A 15899-nucleotide genomic window follows, 5' to 3' on the forward strand; every position below is an offset into this window, starting at 1 on the left:
TGCAGAGGAGGGAGAAGATCGAAGTTTGGTGTTTCAGATGGATCGGGTGATCGTCATTCCGGCTGAAGCGAAGCGGAAGGCCGGAACCCATAACCATGGCCTCGGCAGGACTGTGTTTATGGGTTCCGGGCTCGCCCTTCGGGCGCCCCGGAATGACGCCGCGCTCCGTCCGCAAGGCATCGCCTCCTACGTTTCCTCGTCGAGCATGGCGTCGGCCGTGCCCGGAATCAGGATCGACTGGCCGCCCGTCCCGGCAGCGAGCATGGGCCGGTCGATCGCGTTCGAGTAGCAGATCGAGGCCATCAGCGCTTCGCCGCGGCCGATATTGAGGAACATGTGCGACATGCTGCTGTCGAAATAGACGCTGTCGCCCTGGTCGAGCTTCACCGGCTCGTAGAATTCGGTGTAGAGGGCGATGCGCCCCTTGATGACGAAGATGAACTCCTCGCCCTCATGCGAACTCCAGGCGGTGGCGTCGCTCTCCCGCCGCGCCTTCACCGCCATGATCAGCGGCGTCATATATTTGCGGCGCAGGCCCGAGGCGTGGACGTTGTATTCGTACATCGCGGTCGAGAAGCCGACGGCATCGTTCTTGCGCGTCACCGAAAGCCGCCCCCCGCCCCGCGCGGGCGCATTGGCCTCGCCGGTCGAGACCTGATCGAGCAGCGCGTCGAACCCCAGGCCGAGCCCGCGCGCCACCTTCACCAGCGTGTCGAAGGTCGGCGCCACCTGGGCGTTCTCGATCTTCGACACGGCCGAGAGCGACACGCCGGCACGGCGGCTGAGTTCCTGCAGCGTCCAGCCCCGCTCCTTGCGCAGGACGCGCAGGCGTTCACCGATCTGGGCGCTCGTCAGGTCCATGCGATCCTCTCGTGAACAGGGGGCCACGCCGTCAGGCGAGTTCCAGCGAAGCGGCGTCGTTGAAGCGCGACCACATAGCACGGTAGCCCTCATGGGCAATGCTGTAGCTCTTCGCCTCCAGGCGTTCCAGCCAGCGCGCCTCGGCCTCGTCGGCCACCCGCCAGCACTCGGCGACGAAGGCCGCCTTCTCGGCCGCCGATCCCTTGCGCACCGTCTCGGATGCGGCGAGGAAGCCGTCCTCGATCGCCTCGAACGCCTTGCGCATCTCCGGCACCACGGCGCTGTAGTCGGCCATGGCGCGGCGATGCAGCCGCTCGTGGCGCCACCAATAGGCGCCGGGCGTGTCGGTCTCGCGCGGCATCGGGCCGAGGTCCGGCAGGTCGGCGCCGAAGAAGGCCGGCTTGAAGATCGAGACGTCGGGGCCGGAGGTCGCCGTCACCCAGGCCATGACGTCGTCGCCGCGCGTGTCGGCGATGAGCGCGCCGGTCGCCTGCCAGAGGCGGGCGTCATGGGGCGCCGCATGCATGCAGACCCGCGTCGGCCGGTCGCCGTCGACGGGGTGATAATCGGCCTCCTCGCCGGTATAGCGCAGCAGGTCCGCCATGGTGCGGACGGAGATGTGGCCGGCATGCCGGGCGAGATAGCCCTGCGACGCCGCCTGCCGCTCCGGCGCGCCGCAGGCGAAGGTCTTGTCGCGGTCGCCGACCAGGGCGCCGAAATCGGGCCGGACGCTGTCGCCCCGGACGCTGTCGCCCTTGTCGAGGGAGGAGCGCGTCCAGTCGGCATGGATGGTATAGCCGTTGGAGATCGAGGCGAAATCCTTCACTTCGCGCCAGCTCCATTCGGGACCGGCGGTCTCCAGCACGATGGCGCCCGTCCGGTCGGCGACGATGAAGCTGCCGTCGAAATGGCTGTTGCCGCGCATCTCGCAATTGCCGCCCTGGCCATAGGTCTTCAGCATGTCGGCGACGAGGGCCGCCGCCTCGTGGCGGTCGCGGCAGCGCTCCAGCATCAGCCGCAGGAGGTCGATCAGGATGACGCCGTCGCCCTTGGAGGCAAGGTTGGAGAACACCGCCTCGTTGCCGATGGCGACGCCGTGCTCGTTGACGCCGATCTCGCCGCCATAGAGCCAGAACGACTTGTCGAGGATCACCTCATAGGTCTCGGCGGCCTGCGGGATGACGAGATGGGTCAGGCGCACCTGCGCGCCGGACGGATGACGGCGGCGCGGCAGCTTCAGGACATGCTGGGCCTCGTTCACTTCCGTGTCGGCGTTCTTGGCGAGCAGGACGCCTCCCGTCGCCGTCACACCGGGTAGGGCCACGAACGTATCGCACATGGGCTCGGTCTCCTCTGCTGGTCAGGATATGGCGAAGTGGCAGGCCGCCACATGGGTGGGGGAGAGCCGGATCTCCGGCGGCGTCGTCTCGCAGACGGCCTGCGCCATCGGGCAGCGCGTACGGAACCGGCATCCGGAGGGAATGGCGAAGGGGCTCGGCACGTCGCCCTGGAGCACCGGCGGGCGCGAGCGCTTGGCCGGCACGAGGCGTGGCATCGCCTTGAGCAGGCTCGCCGTATAAGGATGGCGCGCGCCTTCGAAGATCTCGTCGGCCGTGCCGGTCTCCATGACATGGCCGAGATACATCACGGCGACGCGGTCGGAGATGTGCCTGACCACGCCGAGTTCGTGAGCGATGAACAGCATGGTGAGGCCGAGCTGGCGGCGCAGATCCTGCAGGAGGTTGAGCACCTGCGCCTGGATCGAGACGTCGAGCGCCGCGACGGGCTCGTCGAGCACCAGCACCGAGGGACGCACCGCCAGGGCCCGCGCCAGGCCGACGCGCTGCCTCTGCCCGCCCGAGAGATGGCGCGGCCGGCGATCGGCGAGCGCCGCGGAGAGGCCGACGAGGTCCATCAGCCGGCGCACCTCCGCCTCGATCTCGCGGGGCGCGACGATCCGGTGGAAGGAGAGCACCTCGGCCAGGGTCGAGCGAACGGTGAGGCGCGGATTGAGCGAGCCATAGGGGTCCTGAAACACCATCTGGACCTGGCGCGGCAAGGCGCGGCGCTCCTCCTCGCCGATATGGGCGAGGTCGCGGCCGTCGAGCCACAGGCGGCCGGCGGACGGCCGGTTGAGGCCGAGCAGCGCCCGTCCCACGGTCGTCTTGCCGCTGCCGCTCTCGCCGACGAGGCCCAGCGTCTCGCCCGGGGCGATCGACAGGCTGACGTCGTCGACCGCCCGGACCGAGGGCGGCCGCTGTCCGGCGAGGAGGGACATCAGGGAGCGGCCCGCCCGGAACTCGACGGTGAGGTTCTCGACGGCGAGGCGCGGCGGCGGCGCCGCCGCCGGCTGGAGGTCGAGCAACGGCCCGGCATCCGTGCGATCCGTCATCGGGCTGCCTCCAGTTGCGGCGCCGCGCCCGCCGCGAACGGGAACAGGCAGGCGGCGGCGTGATCGGCGGCGAGCGCCTGCAGCGGCACGGGCCCCTGCGTGCAGGCCGGCCTCGCCCGGCTGCAGCGCGGCGCGAAGGCGCATCCGGGCCCGAGGCGGGTCAGGTCCGGCGGCTGGCCGGTGATCGGTTCGAGCCGGCCGGTGGCGCGCTCCGCCGAGACCATCGAGCCGAGCAGGCCGGCGGTATAGGGATGGGCCGGCGCCTCGAAGATCTGCCGCACCGGGGCGGTCTCGACGATGCGGCCGGCATACATCACCGCGACGCGGTCGCAGGTCTCGGCGATCACGCCCATATCGTGCGAGACGAGGATCAGCGCCATGCCGGTCTCCTGCTGCAGCCCGAGCAGCAGCGACAGGATCTGGTCCTGGATGGTGACGTCGAGCGCCGTGGTCGGCTCGTCCGCCAGCATCAGGCGCGGACGGCCGGCGAGCGCCAGAGCGATGACCGCGCGCTGCAGCATGCCGCCCGACCATTGATGCGGATATTCATCGACGCGCCGCTGCGCCGAGGGAATGCCGACCCGGTCGAGCAAAGCGACGGCGCCGGCCCGCGCGCCCTTGCGGTCGAGCCGCTGGTGCAGGCGCAGCGTCTCGGCGATCTGGTCGCCGATGGTCCAGACCGGATCGAGGCTGCTCATCGGGCTCTGGAAGATCATGGCGATGCCGCTGCCGCGCAGGCGCCGCATCTCGGATTCGCGCAGGGCCAGCAGGTCCCGCCCCTCGAAGGCGAGGCGCCGCGCCGAGACCTCGCCCTTCGCCAGGCGCAGCAGCGCACGGCAGAACACCGATTTGCCGCTGCCGGATTCGCCGACGATGCCCAGCGTCTCGCCGGGCATCACCGACAGGCTGACGCCGTCATTGGCGAGGACGGGCCCTCGCCGCGTCGCGAAGCTGACGGTGAGATCCTGGACCTCGAGCAGCGGGACCGTGGATGCGGCGGCAGAGGCGGTCATGTCAGCCCCGTATGGCGATCGCCGAGACGCCGGGCCAGCCCGTCGCCGATCAGGCTGAGCGCCGTGCCCGTGAGGACGACGGCGAGGCCCGGCATGGTGCAGATCCACCAGGCCTGCAGGATGAATTCCTTGCCCTCCGCGATCATGGCGCCCCATTCGGGGATCGGCGGCTGGATGCCGAGCCCGATGAAGCTGAGGCCGGAGAGCAGCAGGATGTTGAGCACGAAATCCGACATCGAGAACACGATCGACGAACCGATGATGTTGGGCAGCGCATGCCGCAGCAGGATCCGCCGCGTCGGGAAGCCGAGCACGCGGGCGGCGAGGACGTAGTCCTTGGCGCGCTCGACCATCATCTCCGCCCGTGCCAGCCGCGCATACATCGTCCAGGCCAGCAGGAAGACGGAGATGTAGATGTTGTGGATGCCCGGCCCGAGCACGGCGACGACGACGATGATCAGCACGAGGAAGGGAAAGGCGATGGCGACGTTGATGACGGTGTTGACGACGGCGTCGACCCAGCCGCCGCGATAGCCCGAATAGGCGCCGATCATCACGCCATAGGCGAAGGGCACATAGGTCATGATCAGGCCGGCGAGCAGATCGAGCCGCGAGCCGAACAGCACGCGCGAAAAGATGTCGCGCCCGAGATTGTCGGTGCCGAAGAGGTGGACGAGCCCCGGCGGCTCGAGGATGGCGTCGAAATCCTGCATGTCGGGATCGAAGGGCGCCACCAGCGGCGCGAAGACGGCCAGCAGCACGATGATCGCCATCAGGACCAGGCCGATCTTCAGCGTCGCGCTCCAGGAGCCGATCTCCTGGCCGATGCGCGCCGCAAGGCCCGGCCGAGCCTCCATCTGCGTTTCCAGCTCGACGGCCGCCATGGCTCAGCCCCTCATCACGCGGCGATCGACCAGCGCATAGCTGAGATCGGCCAGGAGGTTGACGACGACGACGATCACCGCGAAGACGAGGGCGAGCCCCTGGATCAGCGGATAGTCGCGATAGCCCACCGAGCGGATCAGCAGCGAGCCGAGGCCCGGCAGGGCGAACACCGATTCCACCACCACCGCCCCGCTGACCAGCCAGGAGATGTTCACCGCCAGCACGGTCAGCGTCGGGATGAGGGCGTTGCGCAGGACGTGCTTGCACAGGATGCGCCATTCCGGCAGGCCGCGGGCGCGCGCCACTTCGATATGGTCGGTCGCGAGCACATCGAGCATGGAGGCGCGCAGCGACTGCACCAGGATCGGCGTCAGGAAGAAGGCGATGGTGAGCCCCGGCAGGATCATGTGGCGCAGATGGTCCAGGCCGCCCTCGCCATAGCCGGAGATCGGCAGCCAGCCGAGCCCGATGCCGAAGCCGAGGATGAGCAGCAGGCCGATCCAGAAGGGCGGCATGGCGAAGCCGATCATGCTGGCGGCGCGGACGATATGGTCCACCGGCCGATCCGGACGGGCGGCGACGATCAGCGCCACCGGCAGGGCGACGAGGATGGAAAGCAGCGTGCCGGTGCCGAGCAGCCAGAGCGTCGGCGCGAGCTTTTCCACGATGAGCTCGACGACCGGCGCGTGCTGGATGATGCTCTGGCCGAGATCGCCGACGGCGGCCCGCGCCAGGAAGCCCGCATATTGCACGGCCAGGGGCCGGTCCATGCCGAGCTGGGCGTAGATCTTCGCCACCTCCGCATCGCTGACATGGCCATGCATCATGATCCGGATCGGATCGCCCGGCACGAACTGGATCGCCAGGAAGCAGAACAGGGTCACGCCGATCACCACGGGAACGGCGTGCAGCAGGCGGGCGATGGTATAGCGCAGATAGATCATGGCAACCTCCCCGCCCGGCGGGGGATGAGCGGGTCGTTCATGGGGGCTGGTTTGCAGAAGACCGCGCGATTTCCTTCTCCCGGTGCGGGAGAAGGTGGCGCGCAGCGCCGGATGAGGGCCTGACCATCGATCGTCAGAGCGCTGCGACTCGAGCGCCTTCTATCAAGGTTCAGACCCTCATCCCCCTGCCGGGACCCCGAGCATTTCCCGGGGAAATGCGGGGTCCCGAACCGGGAGAAGGCGTCTTGACTGCCTATCGCAGCGCGAACAGATCCGAAGACCGCACTTTCCTCACGCGTGTTCAGGGCTTGATCCACATGTTCTTCAGCCACCACCAGCCGACGGCGATGTTGTACCAGCCCTGCACCTTGGTCTTGTAGCCGTTGACATAGGGCAGGAAGTTCAGCGGCACGCTGTAGCCGTCGTGATAGACGACATCCTGGATCTTGGCGTAGAGCGCGGCGCGCTTGGCGCTGTCGCTCTCCTGCCGGGCCTGGGCCAGCAGCGCGACGACGTCGTCGTTCTTGTAGTTGGAGAAGAAGGCGTTGGTCGAGCCGGTATGGTCGCCTTCGAGCGTGGCGAGCTCGTCGCTGTCGTTGATGTCGCTGGTGATATAGCTGACATAGGCCTGGTAGTCGCCCTTCTGCGTCATGCCGAAGGCGGTGCCGTTGTCGAACTCGACGATCTCGACCTTGAGGCCGATCTTGGTCCAGGCGGCCTGCAGGATGGTCGCGACCTGGCGGGAGGCGGCGTTGCCGGTGTCGACCATCAGCTGGATCGGCGTGCCGTCATACTTGGCTTCCTTGACCAGCGCCGTGGCCTTGGCGAGGTCGTAGGGGATCGGCGCGACGTCCTTCGACCAGTAATTGACCTTAGGCATGAAGGAATTCGGCACCTCGCCATAGCCGAAATACACCGCCTTCATCAGCGCATCGTGGTTGGTGGCGTAGTTGACGGCGAGCGCGATGCGCTTGTCGTCGAACGGCTTCTTGGCGTGGTTGAGATAGACATAGTCGAGGCGGTAGGACGGGGTGACTTCGAGCGCGGTGCCGTCCATGGCCTTGACGGCGGCGGCCTGGTTGAGCGGCACGGCGATGGCGGCGTCGAGATCGCCGTTCTGCAGGCCGAGCACGCGGGAGTTGGAATCCGGCATGTAGCGCAGGACGATCTTGTCGAGATAGGGCAGCGGCTTGCCGTCCGTGCCCTTGGCCCAGTAATGCGGGTTCGGCACCAGCACGACCTGGCTGCCGCGCTCATAGCTCTGCACCATGAACGGCCCGGTGCATACGGGCTTGGTGCCGAACGCGTCGGCGCCGGCCTGGTAGACCGCCTTCTCGACGATCGAGGCGGAGAACAGCGAGAGCGCCGAGAGCAGCGGCGTGTAGGGCGTCTTCAGCGTCACCTTGACGTGGCTGTCGTCGACCTTCTCGGCCGACTTGACCGGCCCGAAGGCGAAGCCGTAGGCGGCCGCCGGATCCATCACCTTCTGCAGCGAGAACACCACGTCGTCCGGCGTCAGCGGCTTGCCGTCGCTGAAGGTCACGCCCTCGCGCAGGGTGAAGGTGTAGCTCAGCCCGTCCGGCGCCGCCGTCCAGGCGGTGGCGAGGCCCGGCTCCAGGCCGGTGCCCGGCGCATCGGCGAGGACGAGGGGCTCGCAGACCTGCGCGATGGCGTAGATCGAGCCGTTGTCGGACGGGATGAACGGATCGAAGGTCAGCGGCTCGTCCGGCCGGCCGATGGTGAGCGTACCGCCGCGGACCGCATCGGCGGCCTCGGCCCCGGACAGGGCGGTGATGCCGAACAGCGCCGTGAAGCCGAGCGCTGCGCTGCGAAGAAGGTGGGTCTTCATGGATTGTCCCCTCGGTCTGTTGCCGCTTCTTTGTGCGTTTCAGGAACTGATAAATTCATGGGCAAGGCTCATTCGGCAGCAGCCGGCTTTTCTTGTCAACCGCATATTTTCTTTTGGGAGAAAAATTTCCTGCGCTATAGATTCGGCATGCATGACGAAGCGCCCCTCCGCTGGTCGGGTTCCGACCGGATCCTCACCGAGATCGAAACCCCGGCGGTGATCGTCGATGCGGCGCTGCTGCGCCGGAACATCGCGGCCGCCGCGGCCCGCGCGCGATCGGCCGGCGTGGCGCTCCGCCCGCATGTGAAGACCCATAAATCGGTCGCCCTCGCCCGGATGCAGATCGAGGCCGGCGCGGCGGGCCTCACGGTGGCCAAGGGCTCGGAGGCCCTGGTCTTTCTCGAAGCCGGCTTCCGCGACATCACCGTCGGCCAGCCGCTGGTCGACCGGCGCAAGATCGCCCGCCTGCTCGCCGCCGCACGGGACGGCGGCGCCCGCCTCACCCTGATCGCCGATTCGGATGCCGGCATCGCCGCCGTGGCGGCGGAGGCCGCGGCGCAGGGCGTCCGGGCCGATGTGCAGGTCAAGATCGATGTCGGGCTGCATCGCTGCGGCGTCAGCCCCGCCGGCGGCGAGGCCGTGCGGCTGGCCCGCCTGATCGCGGACGACGCCGCCTTGCGCTTCGCCGGCATCCTCAGCCATGCCGGCCATGCCTATTCGGCGCCGACGCCGGAAGCGGTGACGGTGATCGCCCGCCAGGAGCACCAGGCCATGCTCGGCGTCGCCGACGCCCTCGTCCGGGCCGGCATCGGCGTGCCCTGCATCTCCGTCGGCAGCACGCCGACGGTCTGGCTCGGAGACCGGTTCGACGGCATTTCCGAGATCCGGCCCGGCAATTACGTCTTCATGGACCTGACGCAGGTCTCGCTCGGCGTCGCCACCCGCGACGACCTCGCCTTGAGCGTGCTCGCCACCGTGATCAGCTGCAACGACACCTATGCCATCGTCGATGCCGGCTCCAAGGTGATGAGCAGCGACCGGGGCCCGCACGGATCGACGCGGCTGGCGGGCTATGGCGTGGCGCGCCGCCTCGGCGACGCCGACGGCGCCGACATGCCGGTGGCGAGCCTGTCGGAGGAGCACGGCTTCGTCGCCCATGGCGGCCGGCGCCCGGCCATCGGCGAGCGGCTGCGCCTCCTGCCCAACCACGCCTGCACCGTCGTCAACCTGGCGCGGAACCTCGTCGTCGCCGGCCAAGGGGGCATCGAGGGCGGCATCGAGACCTGGCCCGTCGACGCCCGGGCCTGCGTGTCCTAGGGACCGCCGCCGGCTTCCCCCTTGACGCATACATAGCCGAACGGTTATACGTCAATCAATAACCAGTGAGTTATCGATTGCGATGCCGGACGCCGACGACATGCTCTTCAGGACCCTCGCCGACCCGACCCGGCGGGCGATCTTCGAGCGGCTGTGCCGCGACGGGGAGCAGACGGTGAGCGCCCTCACCGCCCGCGCCGGCGTCTCGCAGCCGGCGGTTTCCAAGCATCTCGGCCTCCTGAAGCAGGCCGGGCTGGTGCGGGACCGCCACGAAGGCCGCCAGACGCATTATTCGGCCCAGCTCGGCGCCCTCGCCCCGCTGATCGACTGGACGAGCCGGATGGCCGGGTTCTGGGAGAGCCGGTTCGACGATCTCGAAGATCTGCTGAAAAGGATGGACCAATGAGCAGCACCGCCACTGAGACGCTGAGCGTCGTCGTCGAACGGGAGATCCCCTTTGCGCCGGAGAAGATCTGGCGCGCGCTCACCCAGCCGCATCTGATCGAGGCATGGCTGATGAAGAACGATTTCAAGCCCGTCTTGGACCACCGTTTCGATCTCCGTGCCGACTGGGGCACGGTCGACTGCCGGGTCGTCGCCGTCGAGGCGAACAGGCGGCTTTCCTACACCTGGGCGGCCTACGGCCTGGAGAGCGTCGTCACCTGGACCCTCACCCCGACGGGTGCGGGAACCCGCCTGCGCATGGAACAGTCGGGCTTCCGGCCCGACCAGCAGCAGGCCTATCAGGGCGCCCGGCAGGGATGGCCGAACTTCCTCGACCGGCTGGAGCAGGTGCTGGCGCGGCCCCTGGCGGGCTGACGAGATTCCGGCCCTGCGCGGCTTCGGCACGGTGGTTTCCCTACCGATTTACCCATGGTAGGCTGATCCAGAGCAGCGCGAGCTTGCTCTCAAGGCCGTCGTTTCCCTACCGAGCCGCGCCAGCGGAACAGCATGACACCCGCCGCCTCGTAAAGGTAATGGCGCATCAGACCATCGCCGCAATGGGAGATGCGCCCGAGGATATCGCCCCCCCGGACTGGTCCCGCCGTGAGGTCAGCCCCAGACGGGCACCGACATTGCGCGATTTGGTAAAGCGGCCGGCTCTACAAGCTCGTCGGCCGCTTGCCTCCAAAACTTCTCGTTCTCCATTCAGCTCTTGTCCCTGTGGTCTGCCTGTCCCTGCAGCCAGTAGCCTTTCGCATCCATGATCGCCTGTGGAACGCGCCGACCGAGGCCCCGTCTTATTTTTTTGACGGCGGCCGCCTCGCCGGCAAGGAAGACCTGCCCCTCTTCGCCCGAAAGCGAAAGGCTGGAAATCCTGTCTTCCAGCAAACAACCCGGCGGGCCGTGATTTCCATCCCGGGCTATCCAATGGACCTCGGTCGTCTCGGAGCGTCGCAACGGCTGCGCGTCGTCCATGGACGGCACTTCGATGACCACCCAGGTCGGTATCCCGTCGATGGGAAGTGCATCCAGAATGCTGGCAATCGCCGGCAGTGCGGTTTCGTCGCCGGCGAGCAATCTCCACCGAGCATCTGGCTCCATCCGGTGCCCGCCCCTTGGATTTCCGAGATGCACGACATCGCCAACCATAGCGCACCGGGCCCATGCCGAAGCGGGGCCCCTATCACCATGCAGGACGAAGTCAATGTCCATCGTGCGCCATCCGGGGTAGAAGTGCCGGATCGTATAGGCCCGATTTGCCCGGCCCTTTTCTTCTGGTACGGGCAGGACCACTTTCAACCACTGGGCCGGCAAAGGCACGCTCACAGTGGCAAGCGTGTCGCCCTGGAAAGTTATGCGACGCATATTGGGCGTCAGGAACTCGATCCCTGTGACGGTGACGCGATGCGCAGGAAGCCTGCCGGGTCGTGATTCTGATGCAGTTTCAGTCATGGTGCTGATCTCGGGCAGGGTTGGCGGCGGCGAACGAGGCCTCGCAAAGACGGTCCCGCTCGGCCGATCGCTCGCCGCGGGCGCGTGTGCGCGGAAGCGGGCCGCCGGTGTCATGTTTCCCGTTGTCTTCAGGGCTCGTCTCTCGCTGTTTCACGGTACGTCCGAACGTGCTGTAAGATAGCAAGGTGCCTTTACGATGTAGCGCCAAATGATATCGATGAAACGCCAACCAGCCGGGCATCCATTGTTCCGAACGCTGCGGGCCGCCCAGACGCGAGGGGCAGCCGTCGCTTTGCACGCTCATGACGAAGCGCAGTTGATCTTTGCTGCTTCCGGCACGATGCAGGTCTACACGAAGTCCGGTCGCTGGCTCGTTCCACCGCAGCTTGCCGTTTGGGTGCCGTCCGGGGTTCCACATTGGACCGACGTGCTCTCCGACGCCGAACTCTGGATGATCTATTGGGATCCCTCGGCATCGCAGGAGTGGGCGCCGTCCGATTCCCTCAATCGCGCGTTCGCCCTGAAAGTCACTCCGCTTCTACGGGAGCTGATCTTTGCAGCGTTCGGGACGAACGCCACGCCCGAGAGGACCGAACTCGTCGTCAGATTGATTCTCCACGAGCTCACCGAGACGCCGGATGCGCCGACCTTCGTGCCGCTGCCGGCGAGCGCGATCGGAAGGCGCGTCGCCGACCTGGTTTTTGCTGATCCTCGAAGCCAACTCGACATCGGCGAACTCGCTTCCCGCGCCGCCACTTCGGTTCGGACCATCAGCCGTCTGTTTCCTGCCGAGACGGGGCTCACCTTCAAAGCCTGGCGGCAACGGGCACGGATCGTCCTCGCTATCGACCAGCTCTCCGCGGGAAACGCGATCTCCCAGGTGGCTGTTCATGCCGGTTTCGCCAGCACGGCGGCATTTTGCTTTGCCTTCCGGCAGGTCACCAACATGACCCCCACCGCCTTCCTCGATCATGCGACGCGTCGCCTGGTAGAGTCGAGGAAGGGCGCGGTAGCTTGAGCCATTCGGCAACGCCCCGTTTCCCTTCCCCGCTCATCAAACCGGACGTGCGGATTTCCCGCATCCGGCTTTCCGGGTGGCTTCATTGTAAGGCCCACGACGGGACACAGGATGCACGCGTCTGAGCTGGCGCACACCGAGTTCGGCGAAGATGGTGCTTCGCGAGAACGCTGATGTGCCGCTGTTTTGCTCCTTGTGTCGTTTGGCGAGGAAGTGCCTCACGCGGTCAACGACATGATGATCGGCCGCCTGATACGTCAGCGACAGCGAGCCATAGCCGAAGTAGGCCGACCAGCCAGCCAGAAGGCTGTTCAGTCGATCCCGCACGTCGGGCCATGATCCCTTGTTGCCGGGCACCAGCAGATCGCTCACCTTGCCTTTCAACCGTTGCAGGCTCCTGGCGGACGGACTGGCGCCGAGATAAAGGCGGCCATCCTTGCTATGACGATGCGGACCGAACGTGTAGCCGAGGAAGTCGAAGCGCTCGGTTCGAGCTTCCTTCACCGAGGTTTTCGCCTCGTTGATCGTCAGCCCGAGCCTTGTCATCACCGCCTTCGTCCACGCCAGCGCCTCTGCCGCGTGGCCGCGGCTGAGAATGACGAAGTCGTCGGCGTAGTTGACGACATGCGCCCTGAACGCCTCGCCGCAAGCAGCAAGACGCCAGTGCTTCAGGAACCGGTTCATGTAGAGGTTGGCCAGCAACGGGCTGACGACACCACCCTGCGGCGTGCCGAGCCGGTTGCGCTTGCCACCCACCCTGCGCCGGGTTCCATCCTCGCCTTGTTCCTCGACCGGCACTTTGAGCCACATCCGGATCAGATGCAGCACATGCCGGTCACAGGTACGACGAGATACCGACTTCATCAGTTCAGGGTGCGGGATCGTATCGAAGTACTTCGACAAATCCGCATCCACCACATCCGTATACCCTCCAAGCAAGTGCTGGTGCACCTGCCGGATCGCCTCGGCGGCGCCCCGCTGGGGACGATAGCCGTAAGCAGTCCTTTCCAGGTCCGCTTCGAAGATCGGCTCGAGCACAAGCTTGGCGGCGGTCTGAACAACCCGGTCCCGTATCGTCGGGATGCCGAGCGGGCGTTCACCGCCTCCCGGCTTGGGGATGATCACCCGCCGTACAGCCTGCGGCCGATACGTCTTCGAAGCGAGGTCCTTACCCAATGCCGCCAGCCAGTTCTCGACACCGCCCGCCTCGATCTGCGCAAAGCTCATCCCGTCAACACCCGATGCACCCCCATTCTCACGGGCACGCAACCAGGCATGGTGCAGGATGTCTTCACGGTAGATCTTGTCGTACAGTGCATAGAAGCGGAAGGCAGGCTCCGCCTTCGCCTTGCAATACAGCTTTCTTTGAAGAATCCGGATCCGTTCGGGCGTTGCTAGACGCATCGTCAATCGCCTCCACCTCATCTTTGCCGAAAGCACACCACAAGTCAGGGGCCTTCCCTCCACCGGCATTACCCGGTCTCGACAGTACTACGCCCCTGTCCGACTCCCGCCCGATGCCGCTGTCCTGAATGACAGCGTTGAGGACGCGACCCCCGCACCAAACGGGTCTCCCCCGATTACGCCCACCACCTTGCCGGCGTGCCGTGCCCACTACCCCGGTGAACCGGACGGGTGCAGATGTCGATTGCTTCCCCCTCCGCGCGGCCTTCCCCGGTAATCCGGCGGGTCGGCGCTCACATCTCGACTTTCGAGGCCTGCTCAGGCTTTACTCACATTACGGCCCACCGGCTCGCTCAACCGCCCAGGGCGGCCTTTGTCACGAGGCTCCGGCCCGCCCAATTACCCGGACAAGCCGCTCGTCTGCTACCGGATCAATCGACAACTGTCCGGGTGGAATCTTCCTCCACTGCTGATGTACACCGTCGGGGCGCACGAATTGTAGAGTCGAGGAAGGGCGCGGTAGCTTGTGCCGTTCGGCAACGCCCCGTTTCCCTTCCCCGCTCATCAAACCGGACGTGCGGATTTCCCGCATCCGGCTTTCCGACAGACTTCATTGCAGGCTCACGGCGGTTGCCTTCGGCGTCGTGGTGAGTTGCTTGACCCCGAGTGTCCCGAAGATTTCTCTCCAGGGGAAGGGCCGCGTTCCTCGTCCACCTTCCTTGTGCCGCTTGGCGAGGAAGCGTCTGACGCGATCACAGATGTGCCGATCGATGGCCCGATAGGCCGCAGCCCGGGTGCCATAGCCAAAATACGCCGACCAGCCAGTCAGAAGACCGTTCAGCCTGTCGCGCACGTCTGGCCATGCTCCCTTGTTGCCTGGCACCAGAAGGTCACCGATCTTGGTCTTGATCCGTTTCACGCTCTTTCTGGAGGGACTTGCGCCCGAATACCTCTGGCCATCCCGTTTCCGGAACTTCGGACCAAACGTGTAGCCGAGGAAGTCGAAGCTGTCCGCGCCGGCATCCTTCACCGAGGTTTTCGCCTCGTTGATGCTCAGCCCAAGCCTGATCATCACTGCCCTCGTCCACGCGAGAGCCTCAGGCGCATGCCCGCGGCTGAGGATGACGAAGTCATCGGCATAGTTGACCAGATGCGCACGGAACGCCCGACTGCATCCTTGCCTCCGCCAATACTTCAGGAACCGGTTCATATAGAGGTTGGCAAGCAACGGGCTGACAACGCCGCCTTGCGGCGTGCCTCGCTTGTTGCTCTTGCCGCCACTCATGCGCCGGATACCACCACCATCCCGCTCCTCGACCGGAGCACGAAGCCACATCTTGATCAGATGCAGAACATGCCGGTCAACGATACGGCGAGCCACCGATTTGAGGAGCTCCGCATGCGGGATCGTGTCGAAGTATTTCGACAGATCGGCGTCGACGACATCCGTATACCCCTGTCGGATCAGCCGATGGGTCTGCGTGATGGCATCGAGCGCGCTTCGTTTGGGCCTATAGCCATAGGCATTGTCTTCCAGATCTGCCTCAAAGATCGGTTCCAGCACCAGCTTGGCAGCAGTCTGGGCCACCCGGTCCCGGATCGTGGGAATACCCAAGGGCCTCTCCCCGCCACCGGGCTTGGGGATCATCACCCGCCGCACCGGCTCGGGCCGATACCTCTTCGAGGCAAGGTCCTCCCGCAAGGCTGCCAGCCATTTCTCCACCCCCGACCGCTCAATGTCCTCGAAGTGCACTCCATCCACGCCCGGAGCCCCGCCATTGTGACGGGCACACGCCCACGCATGAGCCAGAATGTCCGCGCGACAAATCTTGTCGTGGAGCAGATAGAAGCGGAAGGCAGGCTCCGCCTTCGCCTTGCAATACAGCTTCCTCTGAAGGTTCCTGATCTTATCCGGTGTTGCCAGGCTCATCGCCAATCACCCTATCCTCACCTTCTTCACAAGCGCATCTGAAGCAAGGGGCCTTCCCTCCACCGCAATTACCCGGTTTCGACAGTACTACGCCCCTCTCCGACTCCCGCTCGGTCCACCGCCCTGCGACGGCGCGAGGTATCATCCTCGACCAGCGGGTCTCCCCTGATGACCCGTCTCTCTCTTCCGGCGTGCCGTGCCCAATACCCCGGCGGATCAAACAGGTGCACGTGTCGATGGCTTCCCTGTCCGTACTGCCTTCCCCATCACCGTGGCGGGTCGGCATCCGCATCGCACCTTTCGAGGCCTGCTCAGGCTTCACTCACATTACGGCCCGTCGGATCGCTCAGCCACCCAAGGCGGCCTTTGTCACGAGGCTCCGACCCAGCA

At 66.2% G+C, this 15899-nt stretch carries 14 protein-coding genes and 1 pseudogene; 4 read left to right on the forward strand and 11 right to left on the reverse strand.

The genetic code is table 11. The features are described 5' to 3' along the window. Window positions 1-186: 186 nt before the first annotated feature. From J3R73_RS22965 to J3R73_RS22995, 7 genes are all read right to left on the reverse strand, one after another. Window positions 187-861 (reverse strand): helix-turn-helix domain-containing protein, encoded by a 675-nt coding sequence (locus J3R73_RS22965; RefSeq protein WP_307432572.1) that lies wholly within the window; start codon window positions 859-861, stop codon window positions 187-189. Window positions 862-892: 31 nt separating this feature from the next. Then, window positions 893-2200, reverse strand: coding sequence for a peptidase C69 family protein (locus J3R73_RS22970; protein WP_307432575.1), 1308 nt, complete (start codon window positions 2198-2200; stop codon window positions 893-895). A 21-nt stretch (window positions 2201-2221) separates the two neighbouring features. Next, complete coding sequence (locus J3R73_RS22975; RefSeq protein WP_307432578.1) at window positions 2222-3253, reverse strand: ABC transporter ATP-binding protein; 1032 nt, start codon at window positions 3251-3253, stop codon at window positions 2222-2224. Further along, window positions 3250-4266, reverse strand: coding sequence for an ABC transporter ATP-binding protein (locus J3R73_RS22980; RefSeq protein ID WP_307432580.1), 1017 nt, complete (start codon window positions 4264-4266; stop codon window positions 3250-3252). The genes J3R73_RS22975 and J3R73_RS22980 overlap by 4 nt, the downstream gene beginning before the upstream one ends. Further along, complete coding sequence (locus tag J3R73_RS22985; RefSeq protein WP_307432583.1) at window positions 4263-5150, reverse strand: ABC transporter permease; 888 nt, start codon at window positions 5148-5150, stop codon at window positions 4263-4265. The genes J3R73_RS22980 and J3R73_RS22985 overlap by 4 nt, the downstream gene beginning before the upstream one ends. Before the next feature lie 3 nt (window positions 5151-5153). Beyond that, entirely contained in the window at window positions 5154-6095 is a 942-nt protein-coding gene (locus J3R73_RS22990) for an ABC transporter permease (RefSeq protein ID WP_307432586.1), read from the reverse strand. 301 nt (window positions 6096-6396) lie between these two features. Then, window positions 6397-7944 carry an ABC transporter substrate-binding protein gene (locus J3R73_RS22995; RefSeq protein ID WP_307432589.1) on the reverse strand — a complete coding sequence of 516 codons (1548 nt, stop codon included), beginning with the start codon at window positions 7942-7944 and terminating at the stop codon, window positions 6397-6399. 147 nt (window positions 7945-8091) lie between these two features. Here J3R73_RS22995 and J3R73_RS23000 point away from each other — a divergent pair, with 147 nt between their 5' ends. From J3R73_RS23000 to J3R73_RS23010, 3 genes are all read left to right on the forward strand, one after another. Beyond that, the gene (locus J3R73_RS23000; protein WP_307432592.1) at window positions 8092-9261 is read left to right on the forward strand and encodes an alanine racemase; all 1170 of its coding nucleotides are present in this window, start codon (window positions 8092-8094) and stop codon (window positions 9259-9261) included. Window positions 9262-9343: 82 nt separating this feature from the next. Further along, on the forward strand, window positions 9344-9667 hold the full coding sequence (locus J3R73_RS23005) for an ArsR/SmtB family transcription factor (RefSeq protein WP_307432595.1): 324 nt from the start codon (window positions 9344-9346) through the stop codon (window positions 9665-9667). After that, window positions 9664-10080, forward strand: a complete 417-nt coding sequence (locus J3R73_RS23010; protein WP_307432597.1) for an SRPBCC family protein — start codon at window positions 9664-9666, stop codon at window positions 10078-10080. Before J3R73_RS23005 ends, J3R73_RS23010 begins: the two co-directional genes overlap by 4 nt. A gap of 116 nt (window positions 10081-10196) precedes the next feature. Here J3R73_RS23010 and J3R73_RS23015 read toward each other — a convergent pair. Together J3R73_RS23015 and J3R73_RS23020 are read right to left on the reverse strand one after the other, a co-directional pair. Continuing rightward, window positions 10197-10366 (reverse strand): annotated as a pseudogene (locus tag J3R73_RS23015) (transposase); the annotation flags it as partial. A 44-nt stretch (window positions 10367-10410) separates the two neighbouring features. Next, complete coding sequence (locus J3R73_RS23020) at window positions 10411-11157, reverse strand: siderophore-interacting protein (RefSeq protein ID WP_307432601.1); 747 nt, start codon at window positions 11155-11157, stop codon at window positions 10411-10413. A gap of 217 nt (window positions 11158-11374) precedes the next feature. Here J3R73_RS23020 and J3R73_RS23025 point away from each other — a divergent pair, with 217 nt between their 5' ends. Next, entirely contained in the window at window positions 11375-12175 is an 801-nt protein-coding gene (locus J3R73_RS23025; RefSeq protein WP_307432604.1) for an AraC family transcriptional regulator, read from the forward strand. Between the two features lie 36 nt (window positions 12176-12211). On the opposite strand, the gene ltrA (J3R73_RS23030) is transcribed toward J3R73_RS23025, so the two are convergent. Together ltrA (J3R73_RS23030) and ltrA (J3R73_RS23035) are read right to left on the reverse strand one after the other, a co-directional pair. Next, the gene (gene ltrA, locus J3R73_RS23030) at window positions 12212-13579 is read right to left on the reverse strand and encodes a group II intron reverse transcriptase/maturase (RefSeq protein ID WP_307432607.1); all 1368 of its coding nucleotides are present in this window, start codon (window positions 13577-13579) and stop codon (window positions 12212-12214) included. 610 nt (window positions 13580-14189) lie between these two features. Continuing rightward, window positions 14190-15509 carry a group II intron reverse transcriptase/maturase gene (gene ltrA / locus J3R73_RS23035; RefSeq protein ID WP_307437198.1) on the reverse strand — a complete coding sequence of 440 codons (1320 nt, stop codon included), beginning with the start codon at window positions 15507-15509 and terminating at the stop codon, window positions 14190-14192. Between the last annotated feature and the right edge of the window lie 390 nt (window positions 15510-15899).

The organism is Labrys monachus (genome assembly GCF_030814655.1).
GTDB classification, from domain to species: Bacteria; Pseudomonadota; Alphaproteobacteria; order Rhizobiales; family Labraceae; genus Labrys; species Labrys monacha.

Excerpts from the sequence above, each read along its gene's own strand:
- ltrA (WP_307432607.1), bottom strand. The coding sequence starts at position 13,579 with ATGCGTCTAGCAACGCCCGAACGGATCCGGATTCTTCAAAGAAAGCTG.
- J3R73_RS22985 (WP_307432583.1), bottom strand. The coding sequence starts at position 5,150 with ATGGCGGCCGTCGAGCTGGAAACGCAGATGGAGGCTCGGCCGGGCCTT.
- J3R73_RS23000 (WP_307432592.1), top strand. The coding sequence starts at position 8,092 with ATGCATGACGAAGCGCCCCTCCGCTGGTCGGGTTCCGACCGGATCCTC.
- J3R73_RS22965 (WP_307432572.1), bottom strand. The coding sequence starts at position 861 with ATGGACCTGACGAGCGCCCAGATCGGTGAACGCCTGCGCGTCCTGCGC.
- J3R73_RS22980 (WP_307432580.1), bottom strand. The coding sequence starts at position 4,266 with ATGACCGCCTCTGCCGCCGCATCCACGGTCCCGCTGCTCGAGGTCCAG.
- J3R73_RS22990 (WP_307432586.1), bottom strand. The coding sequence starts at position 6,095 with ATGATCTATCTGCGCTATACCATCGCCCGCCTGCTGCACGCCGTTCCC.
- J3R73_RS22995 (WP_307432589.1), bottom strand. The coding sequence starts at position 7,944 with ATGAAGACCCACCTTCTTCGCAGCGCAGCGCTCGGCTTCACGGCGCTG.
- J3R73_RS23005 (WP_307432595.1), top strand. The coding sequence starts at position 9,344 with ATGCCGGACGCCGACGACATGCTCTTCAGGACCCTCGCCGACCCGACC.
- J3R73_RS23010 (WP_307432597.1), top strand. The coding sequence starts at position 9,664 with ATGAGCAGCACCGCCACTGAGACGCTGAGCGTCGTCGTCGAACGGGAG.
- J3R73_RS23025 (WP_307432604.1), top strand. The coding sequence starts at position 11,375 with ATGAAACGCCAACCAGCCGGGCATCCATTGTTCCGAACGCTGCGGGCC.
- ltrA (WP_307437198.1), bottom strand. The coding sequence starts at position 15,509 with ATGAGCCTGGCAACACCGGATAAGATCAGGAACCTTCAGAGGAAGCTG.
- J3R73_RS23020 (WP_307432601.1), bottom strand. The coding sequence starts at position 11,157 with ATGACTGAAACTGCATCAGAATCACGACCCGGCAGGCTTCCTGCGCAT.
- J3R73_RS22975 (WP_307432578.1), bottom strand. The coding sequence starts at position 3,253 with ATGACGGATCGCACGGATGCCGGGCCGTTGCTCGACCTCCAGCCGGCG.
- J3R73_RS22970 (WP_307432575.1), bottom strand. The coding sequence starts at position 2,200 with ATGTGCGATACGTTCGTGGCCCTACCCGGTGTGACGGCGACGGGAGGC.